General features: G+C 72.8%; 21 protein-coding genes. 15 read left to right on the top strand and 6 right to left on the bottom strand.

Annotation, left to right across the window (positions count from 1 at the left end; all coding sequences use genetic code 11):
• Nucleotides 1–16 precede the first annotated feature (16 nt).
• Nucleotides 17–307: a DUF6317 family protein gene (locus tag APR03_RS20610; RefSeq protein ID WP_253838894.1), complete on the bottom strand. Its 291-nt coding sequence runs from the start codon at nt 305–307 to the stop codon at nt 17–19.
• A gap of 288 nt (nt 308–595) precedes the next feature.
• Between APR03_RS20610 and aspS the strand changes: the two genes are divergently transcribed.
• The 4 genes from aspS to APR03_RS25020 all read left to right on the top strand — a co-directional run bounded on the left by aspS (nt 596) and on the right by APR03_RS25020 (nt 4,619).
• Nucleotides 596–2,371: an aspartate--tRNA ligase gene (gene aspS, locus APR03_RS20615; RefSeq protein ID WP_253838896.1), complete on the top strand. Its 1,776-nt coding sequence runs from the start codon at nt 596–598 to the stop codon at nt 2,369–2,371.
• A gap of 162 nt (nt 2,372–2,533) precedes the next feature.
• Nucleotides 2,534–3,097, top strand: coding sequence for a DUF4190 domain-containing protein (locus tag APR03_RS20620; protein ID WP_253838898.1), 564 nt, complete (start codon nt 2,534–2,536; stop codon nt 3,095–3,097).
• Nucleotides 3,098–3,254: 157 nt separating this feature from the next.
• Complete coding sequence (locus APR03_RS20625; RefSeq protein ID WP_253838900.1) at nt 3,255–3,842, top strand: DUF4190 domain-containing protein; 588 nt, start codon at nt 3,255–3,257, stop codon at nt 3,840–3,842.
• A 165-nt stretch (nt 3,843–4,007) separates the two neighbouring features.
• On the top strand, nt 4,008–4,619 hold the full coding sequence (locus APR03_RS25020; protein WP_275977840.1) for a DUF4190 domain-containing protein: 612 nt from the start codon (nt 4,008–4,010) through the stop codon (nt 4,617–4,619).
• A 27-nt stretch (nt 4,620–4,646) separates the two neighbouring features.
• On the opposite strand, the gene APR03_RS20635 is transcribed toward APR03_RS25020, so the two are convergent.
• Complete coding sequence (locus APR03_RS20635; protein ID WP_253838902.1) at nt 4,647–6,044, bottom strand: FAD-dependent monooxygenase; 1,398 nt, start codon at nt 6,042–6,044, stop codon at nt 4,647–4,649.
• 118 nt (nt 6,045–6,162) lie between these two features.
• Here APR03_RS20635 and APR03_RS20640 point away from each other — a divergent pair, with 118 nt between their 5' ends.
• The 5 genes from APR03_RS20640 to APR03_RS20660 all read left to right on the top strand — a co-directional run bounded on the left by APR03_RS20640 (nt 6,163) and on the right by APR03_RS20660 (nt 12,427).
• On the top strand, nt 6,163–6,744 hold the full coding sequence (locus APR03_RS20640; protein ID WP_253838903.1) for a TetR/AcrR family transcriptional regulator: 582 nt from the start codon (nt 6,163–6,165) through the stop codon (nt 6,742–6,744).
• A gap of 197 nt (nt 6,745–6,941) precedes the next feature.
• A complete protein-coding gene (locus tag APR03_RS20645; protein WP_253838904.1) occupies nt 6,942–8,555 on the top strand; it encodes an ABC-F family ATP-binding cassette domain-containing protein in 1,614 nt (537 codons plus the stop codon).
• A gap of 87 nt (nt 8,556–8,642) precedes the next feature.
• On the top strand, nt 8,643–9,647 hold the full coding sequence (locus tag APR03_RS20650; RefSeq protein ID WP_253838905.1) for a chitinase: 1,005 nt from the start codon (nt 8,643–8,645) through the stop codon (nt 9,645–9,647).
• A gap of 243 nt (nt 9,648–9,890) precedes the next feature.
• Nucleotides 9,891–11,171 carry a ricin-type beta-trefoil lectin domain protein gene (locus APR03_RS20655; protein ID WP_253838906.1) on the top strand — a complete coding sequence of 427 codons (1,281 nt, stop codon included), beginning with the start codon at nt 9,891–9,893 and terminating at the stop codon, nt 11,169–11,171.
• Nucleotides 11,171–12,427, top strand: a complete 1,257-nt coding sequence (locus tag APR03_RS20660) for an alginate lyase family protein (protein WP_253838907.1) — start codon at nt 11,171–11,173, stop codon at nt 12,425–12,427. Before APR03_RS20655 ends, APR03_RS20660 begins: the two co-directional genes overlap by 1 nt.
• A 41-nt stretch (nt 12,428–12,468) precedes the next feature.
• On the opposite strand, the gene APR03_RS20665 is transcribed toward APR03_RS20660, so the two are convergent.
• Nucleotides 12,469–13,008 carry a DUF6314 family protein gene (locus APR03_RS20665; RefSeq protein ID WP_253838908.1) on the bottom strand — a complete coding sequence of 180 codons (540 nt, stop codon included), beginning with the start codon at nt 13,006–13,008 and terminating at the stop codon, nt 12,469–12,471.
• 55 nt (nt 13,009–13,063) lie between these two features.
• On the opposite strand from APR03_RS20665, the gene APR03_RS20670 reads away from it, so the two are divergent.
• On the top strand, nt 13,064–15,193 hold the full coding sequence (locus APR03_RS20670; RefSeq protein WP_253838910.1) for a M3 family metallopeptidase: 2,130 nt from the start codon (nt 13,064–13,066) through the stop codon (nt 15,191–15,193).
• A gap of 69 nt (nt 15,194–15,262) precedes the next feature.
• Complete coding sequence (locus APR03_RS20675; RefSeq protein ID WP_253838912.1) at nt 15,263–16,603, top strand: M20/M25/M40 family metallo-hydrolase; 1,341 nt, start codon at nt 15,263–15,265, stop codon at nt 16,601–16,603.
• Between the two features lie 62 nt (nt 16,604–16,665).
• Here APR03_RS20675 and APR03_RS20680 read toward each other — a convergent pair whose 3' ends face one another.
• A complete protein-coding gene (locus APR03_RS20680) occupies nt 16,666–16,881 on the bottom strand; it encodes a DUF5703 family protein (protein WP_253838914.1) in 216 nt (71 codons plus the stop codon).
• A gap of 117 nt (nt 16,882–16,998) precedes the next feature.
• On the opposite strand from APR03_RS20680, the gene APR03_RS20685 reads away from it, so the two are divergent.
• The gene (locus APR03_RS20685; RefSeq protein WP_253838916.1) at nt 16,999–17,322 is read left to right on the top strand and encodes a primosomal protein; all 324 of its coding nucleotides are present in this window, start codon (nt 16,999–17,001) and stop codon (nt 17,320–17,322) included.
• 39 nt (nt 17,323–17,361) lie between these two features.
• On the opposite strand, the gene APR03_RS20690 is transcribed toward APR03_RS20685, so the two are convergent.
• The gene (locus APR03_RS20690; RefSeq protein WP_253838918.1) at nt 17,362–18,333 is read right to left on the bottom strand and encodes an aldo/keto reductase; all 972 of its coding nucleotides are present in this window, start codon (nt 18,331–18,333) and stop codon (nt 17,362–17,364) included.
• Nucleotides 18,334–18,401: 68 nt separating this feature from the next.
• Between APR03_RS20690 and APR03_RS20695 the strand changes: the two genes are divergently transcribed.
• The 3 genes from APR03_RS20695 to APR03_RS20705 all read left to right on the top strand — a co-directional run bounded on the left by APR03_RS20695 (nt 18,402) and on the right by APR03_RS20705 (nt 21,043).
• Nucleotides 18,402–19,322 (top strand): undecaprenyl-diphosphate phosphatase, encoded by a 921-nt coding sequence (locus APR03_RS20695; protein WP_253838919.1) that lies wholly within the window; start codon nt 18,402–18,404, stop codon nt 19,320–19,322.
• Between the two features lie 63 nt (nt 19,323–19,385).
• Nucleotides 19,386–20,705, top strand: a complete 1,320-nt coding sequence (gene mshC / locus APR03_RS20700; RefSeq protein WP_253838920.1) for a cysteine--1-D-myo-inosityl 2-amino-2-deoxy-alpha-D-glucopyranoside ligase — start codon at nt 19,386–19,388, stop codon at nt 20,703–20,705.
• Nucleotides 20,706–20,827: 122 nt separating this feature from the next.
• Entirely contained in the window at nt 20,828–21,043 is a 216-nt protein-coding gene (locus APR03_RS20705; RefSeq protein WP_253838921.1) for a hypothetical protein, read from the top strand.
• Between the two features lie 84 nt (nt 21,044–21,127).
• On the opposite strand, the gene APR03_RS20710 is transcribed toward APR03_RS20705, so the two are convergent.
• The gene (locus APR03_RS20710) at nt 21,128–22,009 is read right to left on the bottom strand and encodes a PAC2 family protein (RefSeq protein WP_253838922.1); all 882 of its coding nucleotides are present in this window, start codon (nt 22,007–22,009) and stop codon (nt 21,128–21,130) included.
• Between the last annotated feature and the right edge of the window lie 58 nt (nt 22,010–22,067).

The raw sequence follows: 22,067 nt of genomic DNA on the forward strand, positions 1-22,067 counted from the left end.
GACCAATCCGACGGCCTCACTCCTGACCCTCCATCGCCTTACCCAGATCCCTGTCGATATCCGTGAACGCCTGCGCCACCTGCGTCGAAGCCTCCGCCAGCCTGCGCAGACTCTCGGTCATCTTCCCCCGCGTGTCATCCCACTTGTGCGCGAAATCGCGCACCACACCCGCCAACCCCTCATGACCCACCGCACCCGCGATCCGATCACTGTTCGCATTCGCGCCCTCGAACTCGTCCGCCACCACCGTCAGACTCGAACCCAGCTCCCGCACCGCATCCAGATCCACCCGCAGATCAGCCATCACGCCACCCCCTCCTGATCGCCGACGACACGTGCCCGACCAGGGAGAATACTGACCGGCACACAGCAACGCCACGAAAATGTTCACCCAGGCCGGTGGTCCGCCTCGAGAACGACCTCGGGGACGGATCCGGGCCCCCGAGCGTCCCCCAGGTCGTTCTCGGGGCGGACCGCCCGGCGGCGCCCGAACGACTAGACTCGCTGCGCGCCCTGAGGCGCCCGCTCCCCCGTCGTGCGGCCCGCCCGGGCGCCACGGGGCCGGACCCACCTTCCGTACGAAAGGAACCTCCCCGTGCTCCGCACCCACACGGCCGGCTCATTGCGGGCCGAGCACATCGGTCAGACCGTCACCCTCACGGGCTGGGTCGATCGCCGCCGTGATCACGGGGGAGTGGCCTTCATCGACCTGCGTGACGCGTCCGGCATCGCCCAGGTCGTGATCCGGGACGAGGAGATCGCCCACCCGCTGCGGTCCGAGTTCGTGCTGCAGGTGACGGGCGAGGTCGGCCGTCGTCCCGAGGGCAACGCCAACGCCAACCTGGCCACCGGCGAGATCGAGGTCGTCGCCACCGAGGTCGTCACGCTCAACGAGTCGGCGCCGCTGCCGTTCCAGGTGTCCACCGCGCTGGCGGACACCGAGGTCATCGGCGAGGAGGCACGCCTCGCGCACCGCTACCTCGACCTGCGCCGCCCGGCCCCCGCGCACGCGCTGCGCCTGCGGGCGAAGGCGAACCAGGCCGCGCGCCGGGTGCTGGACGAGCACGACTTCGTCGAGATCGAGACGCCGACCCTCACCCGGTCGACGCCGGAGGGCGCGCGCGACTTCCTGGTGCCCGCCCGGCTCGCGCCCGGCTCCTGGTACGCCCTGCCGCAGTCGCCGCAGCTGTTCAAGCAGCTCCTCATGGTCGGCGGCATGGAGCGCTACTACCAGATCGCCCGCTGCTACCGCGACGAGGACTTCCGCGCGGACCGTCAGCCGGAGTTCACGCAGCTCGACGTCGAGATGAGCTTCGTGGACCAGGAGGACGTGATCGCCCTGGGCGAGAAGGTCCTGCAGGCGCTGTGGGCGCTGATCGATGTCGAGATCCCGACGCCGATCCAGCGCATGACGTTCCACGAGGCCATGCGCCTGTACGGCTCGGACAAGCCCGACCTGCGGTTCGGCAACCCGATCGTCGAGCTCACGGACTACTTCAAGGAGACGCCGTTCCGCGTCTTCCAGGCGGAGTACGTGGGCGCCGTCGTCATGAAGGGCGGCGCCGCCCAGCCGCGCCGGCAGTTCGACGCCTGGCAGGAGTGGGCCAAGCAGCGCGGCGCCCGTGGCCTCGCGTACGTCACCTTCGCGGAGGACGGCGAGCTCGGCGGCCCGGTCGCCAAGAACCTGTCCGACGCCGAGCGGGCGGGCCTGGCCGCGGCCACCGGTGCGCAGCCGGGCGACGCCGTGTTCTTCGCCGCGGGCAAGACGACGGACTCCCGTGCCCTGCTCGGCGCCGCGCGCGTCGAGATCGCGCACCGGACCGGCCAGATCGACGAGGACGCCTGGGCCTTCGTGTGGATCGTGGACGCGCCGCTGTTCAAGCCGGCCGGCGAGGACGACGACGTCGACCTGGGCTCGTCCGCCTGGACCGCCGTGCACCACGCGTTCACCTCGCCCACGCCCGAGTGGATCGACTCGTTCGAGAAGGAGCCGGGCGAGGCCCTCGCCTACGCGTACGACATCGTGTGCAACGGCAACGAGATCGGCGGCGGCTCGATCCGTATCCACCGCCGGGACGTGCAGGAGCGCGTCTTCGAGGTGATGGGCATCGGCCAGGAGGAGGCGCAGGAGAAGTTCGGCTTCCTGCTCGACGCGTTCGCGTTCGGCGCCCCGCCGCACGGCGGCATCGCCTTCGGCTGGGACCGCATCGTCGCGCTGCTGACGAAGTCGCCGTCGATCCGCGACGTCATCGCCTTCCCGAAGTCGGGCGGTGGCTTCGACCCGCTCACGGCGGCCCCGGCGCCGATCACGCCGGAGCAGCGCAAGGAGGCCGGCGTCGACGTCGTCCCGGAGGCTGCACCCACGGCCTGACCCCCCCCGGCGGCCTGCCCGGCGCCCCTCGGGGTGCCGGGCAGGCCGCCGGGCGCGGAACACACAGCCGTTCTCCCGCGCGGACCTGGGCCGACACTGGTTAGGTAGGACCAAGGGGTGCCGGACCCCGGTGCCCAGGACCTACACCTGGAGGTCGGTCCCATGACCGAGAACGACGGCGGTGCACCGCGCGATCCTCAGCGCGACCCGGAGACGCCGCCCACGCAGCCGCTCCCCGGCTCGGACGCCGGTCCGGCGCCGTCCGAGCCCACCGAGCCCGTGCGTCCCGCCTTCGCCGAGCACGGTGTCCCTGCCGAGCCGTACGGGCAGCCTGCGGCATCGGCGGCCGACGAGCCCGTGGCGGCCGGGGCGAACCCGCCGCCCGCCGCTCCGCAGTACGGGTACGCGCCCACGCCGCCCAAGAACGACCTCGGGGTCTGGGCGCTGGTCACCGGCATCCTCAGCTACGTGTTCTGCCCGCTGCTGCTCGGTGTGGCGGCGATCATCACGGGCACGATGAGCCGCCGGGCGGCCGACGAGGGGCTGGCGAACAACCGCGGCATGGGCACGGCGGGCCTGATCCTGGGCTGGATCAACGTCGCGCTGTCGCTGCTGGCCATCGCGTTCTTCGTCGTCGCGCTCGCTGCAGGCCTGCTGGCGGGCGGGCTGGGCGAGTGGGGCGACATGAACGACATGAACCGCTACGGCGGCGACTACGACTACTGAGCCGCGGCCCCGCACCACGCGCGACGTGCACCGACGCGGGGAGTACTCCCCATGTGTCTTTGCTGCCCTCCGGGGCGGCCGGCCTGTAGGTTAGGCCTTCCGAACCGTGTGCCCGGCACACGTTCAGCACGCCGTACCGCAAGCAGAGAGGCAGCACATGACCCAGCCCGACGGGGGACAGTCGCCGTACGACCCGCCGCAGCAGCCCGAGCAGGGTGGCCAGGTACCCGGCCAGGGCGACCAGGTGCCGGGTTCCGTCCCCGGCGAGCCCGCGCCGTACCAGCAGCAGGCGCCTTACGGCCAGGCGCCGTACGACCAGGCTCCCCAGGCCCCGGCGTACGCCCAGGGCGCGCAGCCCTACCCCTACGGCGCCGCACCGCTGCCCAAGAACAGCCTCGGTGTGTGGTCGCTCGTGCTGGGCATCCTGTCCGTGCTGGGCTGCGGCATCCTCACCGGTATCGCGGCGATCATCGTCGGCCACAAGAGCCGGCGCGCCCAGCGTGAGGGCCAGGCCGACAACGGCGGCATGGGCCTCGCGGGCATCATCACCGGCTGGGTCGGCATCGCCTGGACCACGATCTGGGTGGCCTTCGTCGGGATCGGCACCTTCCTCGCCGTGACCGACCCCGCCTTCCAGGAGGGCATCGAGCAGGAGATGGAGAGCGGCTACGAGCAGGAGTACGGCGACCTGCCGACGTCGGACCCCGAGCTCGACCAGCTCCTCGAGGAGCTCGAGAACAGCTGAGCCCCGCTCGGCGGCCACCGGTCAGCCCGCCGCACCCGAGGTGACGACTCCCTCGGCGTCGCGGCGGGCTGACTCGTCCTCCGGTGCCCGTGAGCGCGTCCGAGTCGGCACCCCCAGAACTCCGGAGCGGCGCACCCGCGCCCGCGCCACGTGGAAGGTAGGACCATGGGCCAGCCCGACGGATGGCAGTCCCCGTACGACCCGTCCCAGCCGCCGAGCACACCGGAGCCCGCTGGGGCGTCCGGTCCCACGCAGCCGCAGCCGCAGCCGCCGCTGTACGGTCAGCCGCCGCAGCCGTACGCCCCGCAGCCGCCCTACACCGCGCAGCCGCCGTACACCGCGCAGCCGCCGTACCCGGGTCAGGCGCCCTACACCGCCCAGCCGCCCTACGCCGCGCAGGCCCCGTACCTCGGTCAGCCCGCCTATCCCGGCCAGCCGGTGCCGTACCCCTCCGGCTACGGTGCGCCGCTCGAGAAGAACGGTCTGGGCGTGTGGTCGCTGGTGCTGGGCATCGTCGGTCTCGTGCTGATGTTCAGCTGCTTCGTCGGCTTTCTCGCCGGCATCCCGGCGGTCATCACGGGCCACCTGAGCCGCAAGGCGGTGCGCGAGGGCCTGGCCGACAACGGCGGGCTGGCGCTGGCCGGCATCATCATGGGCTGGGTGACGATCGGCCTGACGATCCTCGCCGTCGCGGGCATCGCGGTGCTGTTCAGCATCCCCGAGTTCCGCGAGGGCTTCTTCAGTGACTCGACGTCCACGTCGACCTACGAGTACTGACGCGAGCGGTACCGACGCGGGCGTCCCTCACGCGGCGTCGGCCACGTAGCCGTCCGGACGGACGAGCAGCGTGGTCGTGCCGCCGTCGCTCCGCCGGGTCACGACGCGCTCGGCGGGGTCGACCTCGCCGAGCGCGGCGGGCAGGTCGGCGGCCGCCGCGCCCGCGGGCGCGACGAGCACGAACCGGCCCGCCCGCAGGGCCTCGGCGAGGCGCGTGCCGCCCTCCAGGGGCAGGTCCGGGGCTCGCGTCCCGGTGCGGGGGTGCGCGCCGCGGGGGCGGCGGTAGACGACCCCCAGCGCCGAGATGGTCAGCGCGGCCCGGCGGCGCAGGGCGCCGAGGCGTGACACCGCCGCGACGACGACACCGCCCACGACGCCGGCCACGGGGCCCGGCGCCGTCGCGAGCCGCAGCATGCCGCCGCTGACGCGGAGCACCTGCCGGCCCACGGGGTGTCGCTCGGCCTGATAGCTGTCCAGCACCGCGTCGCGCTCAGGGCCCGGCAGCCGCAGGGCGGCGGCGAGCTTCCAGCCGAGGTTCGCGGCGTCCTGCAGGCCGGTGTTCATGCCGAGGCCGCCCGCGGGGCTGTGCACGTGGGCGGCGTCGCCCGCCAGGAGCACGCGCCCCGCGCGGTAGGTGGGCGCCTGGCGCTCGTCGGCGTGGAACCGGGACAGGAAGCGCGCCTCGGTCATGCCGCGGTCGTCGTGCAGCGTGGCGCGCGCGACGGCGCGCACCTCCTCCAGGTCGACCGGCTCGTCCTCGCTCACGTCGAGGTCGCCGTGCCAGCCGATGAACCGGTACCAGCCGTCGCCGAACGGTGCGAGGAAGCCGAGCGAGCCGCTCCCGGCCGCGACCGTGATGACGTCGTCGGGCTCCCGGGCCAGCCGCACGTCCGCGAGGATCATGGAGCGGATGACCGCCCGCCCCGGGAACGGGACGCCCACGGCCGCGCGGACGGTCGAGCGCGCGCCGTCGGTACCCACCACGTAGTCGGCGCGCAGGTCCGGCCCGGTGGCCGTGGAGACGGTGACGCCGTCGGCGTGCTGGGACAGCCCGGTCACCTCGGTGTCGTGGCGGAAGACGGCGCCCGCGGCCTCCGCGCGCCGACGCAGCAGCCGTTCGACCTCGTACTGGGGCGTGACGAGCACGCACGCGAACCGTGACGGCAGGTCGGCGAGGCTGACCGTGAGGTGCTGGAAGAGCCGGAGGCTGGTGATCCGGCGGCCCCGGGGGAGCAGCTCGTCGGCCAGGCCGCGCGCGTCGAGCACCTCGAGGCTCCGCGCGTGCACGGCGAACGCGCGGGTCAGGTTGCTCAGGCCCGCGGGCCGCTTCTCCAGCACGGTGACGCGCGTCCCGGCACTCGCCAGGTCTCCGGCGAGCAGCAGGCCGGTCGGTCCGGCCCCGACGACGATGACGTCGGTGTCCATGGTGTCCTCCTCCGTCTCCGGGCCACCAGCTGCGTCAACAACCGTTGGCCAACGCTTGTTGACGACGGTAGAACGAGTGCGAGAGAGAGTCAACAGGTGTTGGCCTACACTTGTTGACATGACTTCCGGCGCAGAGACCGAGGCACCCCGGCGGCGGTCGGACGCGACGCGTGCCGCGATCCTGGCGGCGGCGCGGGACCGCTTCGCCGCCGACGGCTACGAGCGTGCGACGGTGCGGGCCATCGCGCACGACGCCGGCATCGACCCCTCGATGGTGATGCGGTACTTCGGCTCCAAGGAGGACCTGTTCGCGGCGGTGATCGACGTCGAGCTCGACTTCCCCGACCCGTCGGGCATCGACCGGGACGCCGTCGGCGTCCTGCTGGTGCGGCACTTCCTGGAGCTCTGGGAGCGGGACGGCGTGCTGCGCACGCTGCTGCGGGTGGGCGTGACCAACGCCGCGGGCGCGGACCGCCTGCGCGACGTGTTCCGCACGCAGCTCGTGCCCATGGCCCGGGAGCTCGGTCACGGTGCCGCGGACGCCGAGCGGCGCGCCGCCCTGGTCGCCTCGCAGGTGCTCGGCATGGCGCTCGTGCGCTACGTGCTCGCGCTCGAGCCGGCGGCCGGCCTGTCGCACGACGACGTCGTCGCGTGGCTCGCGCCCACCGTGCAGCGATACCTGACGGCCGAGGCGCCGTGAATCACGTTGCGCGGCCCGCGTGGCCGTGTCAGGCTGTGCGCGCTCCTGCGGGTGTGCCGCGCGTGTGAGGGAGCGATCCGAAGGACTGTGATGACTGGCATCTCCCGGTACGAGACCACCTCGCGCTGACGCCTGCCCGCCGCACTGCTGCGGTCCCCGGGCGCGTCGGCACCAGCCACCACCCCGGGAGTCCTTCGATGTTGCCCACCCCTTCCGTCGTGCTGCACGACGTCACCTTCGCCTGGCCGGACGGCGCCGTCGCGCTCGACCACGTCTCCGGCGCCTTCGGCCGCGGCCGCACCGGCCTGACCGGCCTCAACGGCGCCGGGAAGTCGACCCTGCTGCGCCTGGTGGCCGGGCTGCTCACCCCGGCCTCGGGCCGGGTCGTGCTGAGCGGCACGGCCGACTACCTGCCCCAGCGCGTCACCACGGACGTCGACGCGACCGTCGCCGACCTGCTGGGCATCACGCCCGTCGTGCGTGCCCTGCGCGCCATCGAGTCGGGCGACGTCGACCCGGCGCACTTCGACGCCGTCGGCGACGACTGGGACGTCGAGGAGCGGGCGGTCGCCCTGCTGGCCGCCTCCGGCCTGCCGACGGGTCTGGGCCGCTCGGTCGCCACCCTGTCCGGTGGCGAGACCATGCTGACCGCGATCACGGGCATCCGGCTGCGGCAGTCGAGCGGGGGCGGCGCCGTCGCGCTGCTCGACGAACCGACCAACAACCTGGACGGCGACGCCCGCGAGCGGCTGTACGAGCTGGTGCGGGGGTGGCGCGGCGCGCTCGTCGTGGTGTCCCACGACCTGGCGCTGCTGGAGCTGATGGACGACACGGCCGAGCTGCGGGCCGGGTCGCTGACGACGTTCGGTGGTCCGTACTCGGAGTACCGGGCGTGGCTGGAGGTGCAGCAGGAGGCGGCGGCGCAGGCCCTGCGCTCGGCGGAGCAGACGCTGCGGCGCGAGAAGCGGCAGCGGATCGAGGCGGAGGAGCGGATCGCGCACAGCGAGAGCAAGGGTCGCAAGGACGCCGCGAACAGCCGGTACGTCAAGGCGGTGATCAACGACCGGCGCAACAGCGCGGAGAAGTCGCAGGGGGCGCGGCGCGGGTTGCTGGACGACAAGGTGGAGCGGGCGCGTGCGGCGGTGGACCTGGCGGAGCGCGCGGTGCGGGACGACGACCGCATCTCGGTGGACCTGCCGGACCCGCGGGTGCCCGCGGGCCGGCGGCTGGTGGTGCTGCGGGGTGCCGACGGCCGGGAGGTCGTGGTCCAGGGGCCGGAGCGGGTGGCGCTGACCGGGCCGAACGGGGTGGGCAAGACGACGCTGCTGGAGCGCCTCGTGCGGCCGGGCTCGGCTGAAAGCCCCGCGGGTGCGGCGGGCGGGGAGGTGCTGACCGGCCAGGTCGCCTACCTGCCGCAGCGGGTGGACGTGCTGCGCGAGGACCTGTCGGTGCTGGACGCCGTGCGGGAGGGCGCGCCGCACGTGCCGCCGGGGGAGCTGCGCAACCGGCTGGCCAGGTTCCTGGTGCGGGGTGCCGCGGTGGACCGGCCGGTGGCGACGCTGTCGGGCGGTGAGCGGTTCCGGGTGGCGCTGGCGCGGTTGCTGCTGGCGGACCCGCCCGCGCAGCTGCTGGTGCTCGACGAGCCGACGAACAATCTCGACGTCGCGAGCACCGACCAGCTCGTGGACGCCCTGGCGGCGTACCGCGGTGCGTTGCTGGTGGTCAGCCACGACCGGGCGTTCCTGGAGCGGTTGGGTCTGGACGTGGAGGTCAGGCTGGACGGTGCGGGGAACCTGACCGAGGTGCGCTAGTGCGTACGGGTTAACCCTGATGCGCCAAATTTCACCCGGGTTGTACGGTCTCTTTACTTATTAGACCGACCTCTCCGGGAGATGACGATGAAGACGAACCCGAAGCGCCTCGGCGTGCTCGGCGCGCTGACCGCGGCGCTCCTCGCCGCGGGCGGCACGCTCGGGGCCACGGCCATGGAGGTCAGCGGTCCCCGGGCGGCCGCCCCGCAGGGCGCGGTGGAGAAGCTGGCGGGGGCGCCCTACCTGTACCTGGGGTGGGGCGACCCGCAGGACGCCACGACGGTGATGAGCAAGACCGGCGTCTCGGCGTTCACGATGGCGTTCATGCTGTCGTCCGGCGGCTGCACCCCCGCGTGGGACGGGCAGCGGCCGCTGACCGGCGGTGTGGACGAGCGGACGATCGACGCGATCAAGGCCGCGGGCGGTCAGGTGCAGATCTCGTTCGGCGGCTGGTCGGGCAACAAGCTCGGTCCGAGCTGCTCGAGCCCGGAGGAGTTCGCCGGTGCGGTGCAGCAGGTCATCGACGCGCACGGCCCCGACGTCGTCGACTTCGACATCGAGAACACCGACGAGCTGGAGGACTACGCGGTCCAGGACCGCATCCTCCAGGGGATCGCGATCGTCAAGGAGAACAACCCCGGCGTGCAGGCCGTGGTGACGATCCCGACGTCGATCAGCGGGCCCGGTGGTGCCGGGGCGCGGCTCGTCACGCGCGCGGCCGAGCTCGGCACACCGATCGACAACTACACGGTCATGACCTTCGACTTCGGCGGCTCCGACATGGTGGCCGACACGATCAGCGCGGCCCGGGGCCTGAAGGACCAGCTCAAGGCCGCGCACGGCTGGTCCGACGCCGAGGCGTACGCCCACACGGGCATCTCCGGGATGAACGGGGTGTCGGACGTCGGGGAGATCACCACGCCCGAGCAGTGGACGCAGATCCGCGACTGGGCGAACGAGAACGGCCTGACCCGGTTCGCCTACTGGGCGGTCAACCGCGACCGCGGCTGCGAGGGCGGGGGCGTGACCTCCAGCTGCAGCGGCATCGCGCAGGAGGACCTCGCGTTCACGCGGATCACCGCGGGGTTCTGAGCCGCAGACGACCTCCGGCGCGGTCGGGCGCCGGACCCGCGCCCGTCGCCGTCGGGCAACCGGCGGCGGCGGGCTCTTCCGTGCCCGGGCGTCTGCTGTGTGGTCCCTGTACGGGGAAGCCCCAATGTTGCAGGCGTCAAGGAAGTCGTACGGTTCCCTTACTTACAGGCTTGAAAGTGAGGGAGGGCGACCATGCAAGCACGTCTACGGCGCCGTGTAGTCGGCGGCCTCGCGGCACTGTCCGTGGCTCTGGTCACGGCGTTCGCGCTCGGCGGGGGCGCTCTGCCCGCGCAGGCGGCGACGGGCGCGATCACCGGGTACGGCGGCAAGTGCGTCGACGTGGCCGCGGCCAACCCGGCCAACGGCACCCAGATCCAGCTCTACGGGTGCAACGGTACGAACGCCCAGACCTGGGACGTGCGCACCGACGGCACGATCCGGGCGCTCGGCAAGTGTCTCGACGTGGCGGACGCGAGCTCCGCCAACGGCACCCGCGTGCAGCTCTGGGACTGCAACGGCAGCGCGGCGCAGTCCTGGACGGCAGGGTCCGACGGCACGCTGCGCGCCCTGGGCAAGTGCCTGGACGCGACAGGGCCGAGCTCGGCCGACGGCACACCCCTGCAGATCTGGGACTGCTTCGCCGGCGCCAACCAGCGCTGGACCCTGCCGTCCGGCGGCAGCAACCCCGGCCCGAACCCGGCGAAGATGCCGGCCGCGCCGTACCTGTACCTCGGCTGGGGCAACCCGCCGAGCGCGACGTCCGTCATGAGCCAGACCGGCATCCGGGCGTTCACCATGGCATTCATCCTGTCGTCCGGCGGCTGCAACCCCGCGTGGGACGGCCAGCGACCGCTCACGGGTGGTGTCGACCAGCAGACCATCAACGCGATCAAGGCCGCGGGCGGTCAGGTGCAGATCTCGTTCGGTGGCTGGTCCGGGAACAAGCTCGGCCCCAACTGCTCGACGCCGGCCGCGTTCGCCGGGGCCGTGCAGCAGGTCATCAACGCCCACCAGCCGCACGTGGTCGACTTCGACATCGAGAACTCGGACGAGTTCGAGAACTACACCGTCCAGGACCGCATCCTGCAGGGCCTGGTCATCGTCAAGCAGAACAACCCGAACGTGAAGATCGCCGTCACCATCGGCACCGGCCGTGGCGGTCCCGAGGGCGCGGGCACCCGGCTCATCAACCGGGCCGCGCAGCTCGGCGTCCCGATCGACAACTACACGATCATGCCGTTCAACTTCGGCTCCTCGAACATCGCGCAGGACACGATCAACGCGTCCGAGGGTCTGAAGAACCAGCTCAAGGCCGCCAACGGCTGGACCGACGCCCAGGCGTACGCCCACATGGGCATCTCCGGCATGAACGGGAGCTCCGACCAGGGCGAGATCACGACCACGGCGGCCTGGACGCAGATCCGTGACTACGCGCGCAACAACGGGCTGACCCGCTTCGCGTTCTGGTCCGTCAACCGCGACCAGCCCGGGTTCGAGTTCACGCGCATCACGGCGGGCTTCTGATGCGCCCCGGGACGCGCAGGGGCGCCGGCGCGCTGGTGGCGCTCGTGACGGCGGCGGGCCTCCTGCTCACCGCGGCCGTGAGCGGCCCGGCGACGGCGGCACCCGCGCCGCGCGCCGTCGTCGGGCAGCAGGCGACCGCCGTGGCGGCCGACGTGCCCACCACGTTCACCCACCCGGGTGTGCACGTGAGCCGACCGCAGCTCGACTTCGTGCGGCAGCAGGTGCAGGCCGGCGCACAGCCCTGGCGCCGCGCCTACGACGCCATGATGGGCAGCCGCTACGCGTCGCTGTCCTACACGCCGCACCCGCGGGCCGTGGTCGAGTGCGGGTCGTACTCCAACCCGAACAACGGGTGCACCGACGAGCGCGAGGACGCCATCGCGGCGTACACCCACGCGCTGGCCTGGTCGATCACCCGCGACACCCGGCACGCCCAGAAGGCGATAGCGATCATGAACGCGTGGTCGCCCGTCATCCAGGACCACACCAACTCCAACGCGCCGCTGCAGACGGCGTGGGCCGGGTCGGTGTGGCCGCGGGCTGCCGAGATCATCCGGTACACCGGTGCCGGGTGGGCGTCGTCCGACGTCGACCGGTTCGAGCGGATGCTGCGCGACGTCTACCTGCCCGAGGTGATCAACGGCTCGCGCAGCAACGGCAACTGGGAGCTGTCGATGATGGAGGCCGCCGTCGGCATCGCGATCTTCCTCGACGACCGCACCGCCTATGCCTCCGCCCGCCAGCGCTTCCTGGTGCGGGTGCCCGCGTTCATCTACCTGACGTCGGACGGGGCCGTGCCGCGCACCGTGCCCGGGACGGGCCGGGACACGCCCGACCAGATCTTCGCGTTCTGGCACAACCAGCGCACGCTGGTCAACGGCCTGGCGCAGGAGACCTGCCGGGACTTCACGCACACCGGCTACGGCATCTCGGCCATCTCGCACGTGGCCGAGACCGCCGCCATCCAGGGTGACGACCTCTACCCGCAGGTGGGGGAGCGGCTGCGGCACGCGCTCGGCTTCCACTCCACCTACCAGCGCGGCGCGGCGGTGCCGTCCTGGCTGTGCGGCGGGTCGGTGCACCTGGGCCTCGGCCCGGTCACCGAGGTCGGCTTCAACGCGCTGCACAACCGGCAGGGGTTCGCGATGACGAACACGCAGGCCCTGACGGAGTCCACGCGTCCGCAGAACACGAACAACCTGTTCGTCGCCTGGGAGACCCTGACCCACGCTGACAACCCGCACGTCCTGCCGTAAGGTCCGTCCGCACCACCTTCGAGACCGAGGTTGCTTCGCCTTCAGAGGGCTGAAAGCGAAGCAACCTCGGTCTCGAAGGGGAGAGCGGTGTCCGGCGGGACGGTGTAGCGAGTGCGCATCTCGTAGTCCTTCTCCGGCCCCGTGACGTGCCAGTCCAGCTCCCACGACGGCGGCCGGACCACCACCGCGGACGCCGGCCGGACCACCACCGCGGACGCCGGCCCGGCCGACGCCGCCGGCCCGGCCGGGACGTCGAGGTCGCCGCGGTACAGGTCGCGGCCGCACAGATGCTCCACGGCGCCGGGGGTCCAGGGATGGAAGTCGCGGCCGTCCTCGAAGGTGACCCGCCAGTCAGGTTCGGGAGCGGGCGGAGCGGATGCCGGCGCCGGGACCAGGTACAGCGTCCGGGACACCGGCGTGCTGCCGGCCTCCCAGCGCAGGGTGCCGTGCTCGTCCCAGCGCACCCGGCCGTCGTCCAGCCGCCGCAGGTGGGCCTGGCCCGTCGCGGTGTACCGGCTGCCGTCGGCGTGCGTGACCTCCCGACGGAAGTCCCAGGTACCGAGCAGGCGGAGCGGGCTCACGGGCCGATCCTATGCGGGCACCGGACCATGCGGACGCATGGTCCAGGATGGACCCATGACCTCGACGCACGAGACCTCGACGCCTGGGACCTCGACGCCCGGGACCGGCACGAGCGCGGAGCTCGACCCGGCCAACCCTTTCGCCACCCCCTGGGACCTTCCGTACGGGCTGCCCGACTTCGCCGCGATCCGCGAGGAGCACTACGAGCCCGCGGTGCTGGCCGGCATGGCGGCCCACCGGGCCGAGGTCGAGGCGATCGCCACCGACCCCGAGCCGCCCACCGTCGAGAACACGCTGGACGCGCTCGAACGGTCGGGCCGCCTGCTCGACCGGGTCGCGACGGCGTTCTACAGCACGCTGTCCGCCGACTCGACCCCCGGCCTGGAGGACATCCAGGAACGGCTCGCGCCCCTGCTCGCGGCGCACCAGGACGCCGTCGACCTGGACGCCCGCCTCTACGCCCGAGTCACGGCGCTGGCCGACGCCGCCGCGGCCGGCACCCTCGCGCTCGAACCCGACACCGCCTACCTGCTGGAGCGCCGCATCACCCGGTTCGAGCGGGCCGGGATCGCGCTGTCCGAGGCGGACCAGGCCACGCTGCGCGAGCTCAACGCCCGGATCACGACGCTCCAGGCCTCCTTCGGGCGCAAGCTCCTGGCCGGCGCCAACGAGGCGAGCGTCCTGGTGACCGACGAGGCCGAGCTCGCCGGGCTCTCCCCGGACGCCCGCGCCGGTGCCCGCGCCGCCGCGCTGGCACGGGGCCAGGAGGGCTGGCTCCTGGAGATGCAGCTCTTCACGCACCAGAACGTGCTCGCCTCCCTGGAGAGCCCGGCCCTGCGCGAGCGGGTGCAGCAGGCGTCGGCATCCCGCGGCGCCACCGGCGGCGACACCGACACGCGCGAGGTGCTCCTGGAGATCGTCCGGCTGCGCGCCCGGCGCGCCCGGCTGCTCGGCTACGAGCACCACGCCGCCTACGTCGCCGCGGACGCCACGGCCGGCAGCGCCGACGCCGTCGGCGAGATGCTCGCCCGGCTCGCGCCCGCCGCCGTCGCCAACGCGCGCCGGGAGGCGGAGGCGCTCGCGGCCGCGAGCGGCGCGCCCGACGGCGGCGTGCGGGCCGCCGACTGGTCCTACCTCAACGAGAAGGTGCGCAAGGAACGGTTCGACCTGGACGACGCCGCCCTGCGCCCCTACCTCGAGCTCGACCGCGTGGTGCACGACGGCGTCTTCCGTGCCGCCGGCCTGCTGTTCGGGCTGTCCTTCACCGAGCGCCACGACCTGGCGGGCTACCACCCCGACGTGCGCGTGTTCGAGGTGTTCGACGCGCCCGAGCCGGGAGAGCCGGACACCGGCCTGGGCCTGTTCCTCGGTGACTGGTACACGCGCGAGTCCAAGCGGGGCGGCGCCTGGATGAACAGCCTCGTCACCCAGAGCCGGCTGTTCGGCGAGCGTCCCGTGGTGGTCAACAACCTGAACATCGTCAAGCCGCCGGCCGGCGAGCCCACGCTGCTCGTGTGGGACGAGGTGACCACGCTGTTCCACGAGTTCGGCCACGCGCTGCACGGCCTGCTCAGCGACGTGCGCTACCCGTCGCAGTCGGGCACGGCGGTGCCGCGCGACTTCGTGGAGTACCCGTCGCAGGTCAACGAGATGTGGGCGTGGGAGCCCCAGGTCCTGCGGTCGTTCGCGGTGCACCACGTGACCGGGGAGCCGATGCCGGCCGAGTGGGTCGACACCATGCTCGCCTCCCGCGTCTGGGGCGAGGGCTTCGCCACCACCGAGTACCTCGCCGCGGCGCTGCTGGACCAGGCGTGGCACCGGCTCACGCCCGAGGAGGTGCCGGCGTCGGCGCAGGACGTGCTGCCGTTCGAGGCGGCTGCGCTCGCCGCGGCGGGCGTCGACCTCGACGCGGTGCCGCCGCGGTACCGCACCACCTACTTCAACCACATCTTCGGCGGTGGGTACGCGGCCGGGTACTACTCGTACATCTGGTCGGAGGTGCTCGACGCCGACACCGTGGAGTGGTACCAGGTGAACGGCGGGCTGACGCGCGAGAACGGCGAGACCTTCCGGCGCCGGCTGCTGGCGCGCGGCGGTTCGCAGGACCCGCTGGCGTCGTTCGAGGACCTGCGCGGACGGGCCGCGGACATCACGCCGCTGCTGAAGCGGCGCGGGCTCGCCTGAGCCCACCGAGACGGCCGGCCGGGGGCGGCCGGGATTCCGGCGGGTCGGCCGGGCCGTTACGGTGGGCTCGTGACTTCGACCGCACCTGATTCCGCCCGCGCCGTCCCCACCGCCGCCGACGAGGTGGTCAGGATCTGCCGGGAGCTGATCCGGTTCGACACGTCGAACTACGGCACCGACGAGGGGCCGGGTGAGCGCGCGGCCGCCGAGTACGTGATGGAGCTGCTGCACGAGGTCGGCCTGGAGCCGGAGCTGTTCGAGTCCCGCCCGGGGCGGGCGTCCGTCGTCGTCCGCCTGGAGGGGCGGGACCCGTCCCGGCCCGCCCTGGTGCTGCACGGGCATCTGGACGTGGTGCCCGCGGCCAAGGACGACTGGTCGGTCGACCCGTTCGGCGGCGAGGAGACGGACGGTCTCCTGTGGGGGCGCGGCGCCGTCGACATGAAGGACATGGACGCCATGATCCTGGCGGTCGTGCGGCAGATGGCGCGCGAGGGACGCAAGCCGGCGCGCGACGTCGTCGTCGCGTTCTTCGCCGACGAGGAGGCCGGCGGCGTGCACGGCGCGCGCTGGGCCGTGGACCACCGGCCGGAGCTGTTCGAGGGGGCCACGGAGGCGATCTCCGAGGTCGGAGGCTTCTCGGTCGAGGTGGGCGGCAGGCGCGCCTACCTGCTGCAGACCGCGGAGAAGGGCATCGCGTGGCTGCGGCTGATCGCCGAGGGCCGCGCGGGCCACGGCTCGCAGGTGAACGAGGACAACGCGGTGGCGGAGCTCGCCGCCGCGGTCGCCCGCATCGGGCAGCACGCCTGGCCGTACACGATCACGCCCACGGTCGACGCGCTGCTGCGCGGAGTCGGCGACCTGACGGGGCTGCGCGTGGACCTGGACGACCCGGCCTCGGTGGACGCGCTGGTCGCGGCCCTGGGCCCGGCGGCGAAGTTCGTGGGTGCCACGGTGCGCAACACGTCCAACCCGACGCAGCTGGAGGCGGGCTACAAGGCGAACGTGATCCCCGGGCGTGCGGAGGCGACCGTGGACGTGCGGCTCCTGCCCGGCCAGGAGGAGGCGGGCATGGCGACGCTGCGCGACCTGGCCGGCCCGAACGTGCGGATCGAGCCCATCCACCTGGACACGGCGCTGGAGGTCCCGTTCACCGGGTCGCTGGTGGACGCCATGGTGGACGCCATCGGCGCCGAGGACCCGGGCGCCACGGTGCTGCCGTACACGCTCTCGGGCGGCACCGACAACAAGTCGCTGCACCGCCTGGGCATCACGGGCTACGGGTTCGCGCCGCTGCGGCTGACGGGTGACCTGGACTTCGCGGGCATGTTCCACGGCGTGGACGAGCGCGTGCCCACCGACGCCCTGAGGTTCGGCACCCGCGTGCTGGACCGCCTCCTGGCCACCTGCTGACCGGCACACGTGTCAGACGCTCGGGTCACCTGGGTGACCCGAGCGTCTGACACGTGAAGGGGTCAGAGGGTCGAACGGACCCTGATGATCTTGCGGCGCAGCCACACCTTGCGTCTGCCACCGATGTAGAGAAGGGTCCTGGCCAGCTCCCAGCGGCCGTACTCGGCCTCCTCGGTGAGCACCTTGCGGGCGTCCGGCACGCTCGTGCCCGGCTCGAACGTCACGACGCGGTACTCGTACTGGTTGTGCTGGCGCAACGCGGAACCGTCTCTCGCCATCTGATGCACCGTCCTCGGGTCGCGGGTGAGGTCAGTTTATGCCGTTTTCGTTGCAGTGCGATGACGGCCACGGATTTCGTCTGCCCATTGTGGCCCACGGGGCGCTACCTTCAAGGCATGACCGTTGAACCGCGTGCCGCGCTCGACCGCCTCATTGCCGCACTCGAGGCCCACCACCACGCGGTCGCCACTCGCCGGAGTGACGACGACCCCGCCGTCGACGACGCCTACGACGTGCTCGCCGACGCCTACGAGGTGTACGAGGACTCCCTGGCGACGGTGTTCGGCGAGGTGACGCCCTTCTACCTGGCCGACGAGGTCGACGAGGAGGAGGACGAGGACGACGACGAGGACCTCGACGACATCGACTTCGACGACGACCTCGACGACGCGGACGAGAGCGCCCAGGAGGACGAGCCCCAGCCCGCGCGGCAGGGCTGACCGGGCGAGGGGGTCAGGGCAGGTCCGGCGCGGGCACGGTCACCAGCGCTCGGGGTAGCCGATCACGGGGGCGGACACGTCGTCGAGCGCGGCGTGCACCTCGTAGGGCAGCTCCAGGGTCGCCGCCTCCAGCGAGGAACGCAGCTGGGCGGGCGTGCGCGCGCCCAGGATCGCCGCGGCGATCCCGTCGCGCTCCAGCAGCCACGCCACGGCGACCTCACCGGGCGTGCGCCCCAGCCCCTCCGCGGCCGTCGCCACGGCCTCCACGACCGCCGACGCCGAACCCTCCAGGTACGGCTGCACGAAGCCCGCGAGCGCCCCGGCGGCCCGGGAGTCCGCCGGGATGGCTCGCCGGTACTTGCCGGTCAGCACGCCGCGGCCGAGGGGCGACCACGCGAGCAGGCCGACGCCGAGGGCCTCCGCGGCGGGCAGCACGTCGCGCTCCACCCCGCGCTGCAGCAGCGAGTACTCCAGCTCGACGGCGGCCAGGCCGACGTCGGGCTCCAGCAGCGTGGCCGCGCGTGCCGTGGCCCAGCCCGGGTGGTTGCTCAGCCCCACGTACCGGGCGCGCCCGCTGGTGACGGCGATGCGCAGCGCGCCCACCGTCTCCTCGAGCGACGTGTTCGGGTCGGGGCAGGCCACGAGGAACAGGTCCACGTGGTCGGTACCCATGCGCGCCAGCGACTCGTCCAGGCTGTCCAGGAGGGCCCCGCGGGAGGCGTCCACGACGCGCCCCGGGCCGTCGGACCGCGACTCGGAGCGGATGCCCGCCTTGGTGGTCAGGACGAGCTCGTGCCGGGCCACCTTGCCGGACAGCAGGGTGCCGATGACACGCTCCGCGTCACCGTCGGCGTAGCTGGCCGCGGTGTCGAGCAGCGTGCCTCCGGCGTCGAGGAAGTCCCGCACCTGCTCCGCCGCGTCGATCTCGTCGGTGTCACGGCCCCAGGTCATGGTGCCGAGGCCGAGCTCGGACACCCGTAGGCCGGAGGTGCCCACGCGACGTCTTTCCATGTGCGGCAGGCTACCCGCGGCGCTCACGCGTGCATCCGGAGGCGCGCCGTGGGGTAGTGTCACGGCCCGTGACTGCGTGGGAAGCGATCCTTCTTGGCCTGGTGCAGGGCCTGACCGAGTTCCTCCCGATCTCGTCGTCGGCGCACCTGCGCATCGTCGGCGAGCTGATCGGTTCGGGCGACCCCGGCGCGGCCTTCACCGCCATCACGCAGATCGGCACCGAGGCCGCCGTCATCATCTACTACCGGAAGAAGATCGGGGCGATCCTGGTCGCCTGGTCCCGCGCGCTCGCCGGGCGGAACGGGACCGGCTGGCGCGCCCGCACGGGCCTGGGCCCGCGGCCCGGCTCGGTCGACGTGCGGCACGGCCGCCCGGGCGTGGTCGCGGACCACGACGCCGCGATGGGCTGGTACATCATCCTGGGCTCCATCCCGATCGTGGTGCTGGGCCTGCTGTTCGAGGACTACATCGAGAACACGTTCCGCAACCTGTGGATCACGGTGTTCACCCTCGCGTTCTTCGGTCTGCTGCTGCTCCTGGCCGACGTGTTCGGCCGCCAGGAGCGCGAGCTGACGTCGCTCACGGGCCGCAGCGCCCTGTTCTTCGGGCTGGCGCAGGCGCTCGCGCTCGTGCCCGGCGTGTCGCGCTCGGGCGGCACCATCACCGCGGGCCTGACGATGGGTTTCTCCCGCAAGGCCGCGGCCGACTACTCGTTCCTGCTCGCGCTGCCCGCGGTGCTCGGGTCCGGCTTCTACCAGCTCGTCAAGACGCTCGGTGAGCCGCTCCCGGCCGGTGCGCCCGGCTGGGGGGCGACGATCATCGCCACGATCGTCGCGTTCGGCGTCGGGTACGCGGTGATCATCGGCTTCCTCAAGATCATCGGCAACTACTCGTACAAGCCGTTCGTGTTCTACCGGTTCGCGCTCGCCGGTCTCGTGGTGTGGCTGCTGATGTCCGGCGCGATCGACCCGCACGGCGGCGTCGCGTAGCCCACACCGCCGGGCGCCCCGGCTGGTCCGGGAGTGTCACAGGCGGCGGCTATCGTTGTCGCCGTGCACGCCTGGCCCACCCCTCAAGTCCCCGAGCTCCCCGGCTACCCGTCCTCCGCTCCGGTCCGGGTCCACGACTCGTCCACCGGTGAGCTCGTCGAGGCGGCGCCGGGGCGCCAGGCCCGGCTGTACGCGTGCGGCATCACGCCGTACGACGCGACCCACATCGGCCACGCGAACACGTACGTCGCGTTCGACCTGCTCGTGCGCGCCTGGCTCGACGCCGGCAAGGAGGTCGTCTACACGTCCAACGTGACGGACGTCGACGACCCGCTGCTGGAGCGCGCCACGGCCACCGGCGTGGACTGGCGCGAGCTGGCCGCCTCCCAGGTGGCCCTGTTCCGGGAGGACATGACGGCGCTGGGCGTCGTCCCGCCCCGTACCTGGACGGGCGCCGTGGACTCGGTGCCCGACGTCGCGCGCGCCGTGGTGACCATGCTGGAGTCCGGGGCCGCCTACCGCGTGCCCCTGGAGGCCGGTGCGGGCGGCGCGACGCCGGAGCTGGGCGACGTGTACGCCGACCTCACGGCCGACCCGCACTTCGGCACCGTCGCGCACCTCGACCGGGAGCAGGCGCTGGCCACGTTCGCCGAGCGCGGGGGAGACCCGGACCGCGAGGGCAAGAAGGATCCCCTCGACCCGCTGCTGTGGCGGCGCGAACGGCCCGGCGAGCCCACGTGGGACGGCGGCCCGCTGGGCACCGGCCGCCCCGGCTGGCACATCGAGTGCGCCGTGATCGCCCGCGACGGGCTCGACCTGGCCGGCGGAGAGCGGTTCGACGTGCAGGGCGGCGGCTGCGACCTGCTGTTCCCGCACCACGAGATGTCGACGTCGCACCTGCGCGTGCTGTGCGCGAACGCGGGCGGCGACGCCCCCCAGGGGCCCGTCGCGGCCCGCACCCACGTGCACGCCGGTCTCGTGGCCTACGACGGCGAGAAGATGAGCAAGTCCCTCGGCAACCTCGTCCTGGTCTCCGGGCTGCGCGAGGCGGGACACGACCCCATGGCGATCCGCCTGGCCCTGCTCGCCCACCACTACCGCACCGAGTGGGAGTGGGACGAGACGTCGCTGCCGGCCGGCGAGGCCCGCCTCGCGCGGTGGCGAGACGCGGTCTCGGGCAACGGCGGCCCGTCGGCCGACGCGACCCTCGCCCGGGTGCGCGCGGCGCTCGCGGACGACCTCGACGCCCCCTCGGCGCTGGCGGCCGTGGACGCGTGGGCGGAGGCGTCCCTGGAACCCGGGCGCGATACCTCGCAGGACGAGGAGGGCGCCCCGGGGGTGCTCTCTCGCGCGGTGAACGCCCTGCTCGGAGTGCGTATCTGAGCCTCGCCGGGCCTGCCTCGCAGCGGCTTCGGGCGAGGTAGGCCAGAGCCACGACAAGCGCTTACCAGGTTTATTTTGACCCCTGCTTCCGTTTGCATTTAACCCGGGGCAGGATGGGCAGCATGACGGAGTACGAGGAAGACTTCACGGGTGAGACCCGGGTCACCGTCACGACGACGCCCCGGTGCGGCACGCGGTATCGCGTCGTACGCAACGGACCGGGTTTCACCCCGGTCTACGACCGCGTCGAGGACGCCGCACGGTGTCTCGAGACGTGGGTCGGCTACCACGGTCCGGACGCAGGTGTACGGATCGAGCCGATCTCGAGCAGCGCGTGAACCCACGCCCGACGGACGAGCGAGAGGCCTGAACCCCCGCGGGGGTTCAGGCCTCTGTGCGTCCGGGACGGTCGCGGGGACGGGTCAGAGCCCCGTGTCCTTGCCGCCGTCCTTGCCGCCGATGTCGCGCCGGCGCAGGTAGCGCTCGAACTCCCGGGCGATGGCGTCGCCCGACGCCTCCGGGAGCTCCGCGGTGTCCTTGGCCTCCTCGAGCTGCGCCACGTACTCGGAGATCTCCGAGTCCTCCGACGCCAGCTCGTCCACGCCGTGCTGCCACGCCGCCGCGTCGTCGGGCAGCTCGCCCATCGGGACGGACTCGCCGAGCAGCTCCTCGACACGCGTCAGGATCGCGAGCGTCGCCTTGGGTGAGGGCGGGTTGGCCACGTAGTGCGGCACGGCCGCCCACAGGCTCACCGACTGCAGGCCCCGCTGGGCCGCCTCGTGCTGCAGCACCCCCACGATGCCCGTGGGCCCCTGGTAGGTGTTGGCCTCGATGTCGAGCACCGACTGCAGGCCCACGCTGTCGGACGTCGCGGTCATCGGGATGGGCCGGGTGTGCGGCACGTCCGCCAGGAGCGCACCGAGCGTGATCACCGTGCGGACCCCCATCTCGTCGGCGACCTTGAGCAGCTCCTCGCAGTACTTGCGCCAGCGCATCGACGGCTCGACGCCGTGCACCAGCACCACCTTGCGCTCGCCGACCTGGGCCACGGACACGGACGTCGTCGGCCAGGTGATGGACCTCGTGCCGTCGTCGTCCATGGAGACGTACGGCCGGTTGACCTGGAAGTCGTGGAACTCCTCGGGGTCGAGCTCCGTCACCTTCTCGGCGCCCCACACCTCGGCCAGGTGCGTGAGCGCGGTCGTGGCCGCGCTCCCCGCGTCGTTCCAACCTTCGAAGGCAGCGAGGAGCACGGTCTGGCGAGGCGAGGCCTGCTCCGGCTGCTCGTGATGCGCGTCGGTCATCCCCCCAGCCTAGGGTGTGGGGCGCTCGGCGTGGCCAGAGGCGCGGTCGCGTTCGCGG

Origin of the sequence: Promicromonospora thailandica (genome assembly GCF_024171955.1) — a bacterium.
Lineage (GTDB): Bacteria > Actinomycetota > Actinomycetes > Actinomycetales > Cellulomonadaceae > Promicromonospora > Promicromonospora thailandica.